Annotated in this window: 1 protein-coding gene; it reads right to left on the bottom strand. The window is 66.2% G+C overall.

Annotated elements, in window-relative coordinates:
* Positions 1–191, bottom strand: a 191-nt coding sequence (locus tag ACQG3P_RS24235) for a hypothetical protein (protein WP_426806474.1), incomplete at its 3' end; no start/stop codon positions are given.
* Positions 192–234: the final 43 nt, after the last annotated feature.

The raw sequence follows: 234 nt of genomic DNA, 5'->3' as shown, positions 1-234 counted from the left end.
CCGACGTCCTTCACCCACCCGCGCCAGAACTCGGCGCTCGTGGGGGTGAGGTGGAAGGGCGGGAGGTCACCGTCGTTGACGACCTCGACATCGCCGGCCTCGTACCAGTCGAACAGTCGGCCGGGATCGTTGTTCTCGTGGGCGACGAATCCGTCGAGGGATGTCGACGCCGACGTGACGACCTTGCCCATGTCAGCTCCTCTCGGCGAGCATGCGGTCGAGCTTCTCGTAGCC

Origin of the sequence: Stenotrophomonas sp. SrG (genome assembly GCF_050031795.1) — a bacterium.
GTDB lineage: Bacteria > Pseudomonadota > Gammaproteobacteria > Xanthomonadales > Xanthomonadaceae > Stenotrophomonas > Stenotrophomonas rhizophila_A.
Note: the sequence above shows the minus strand (reverse complement) of the source record. Positions and strands in the feature narration are given on the sequence as shown.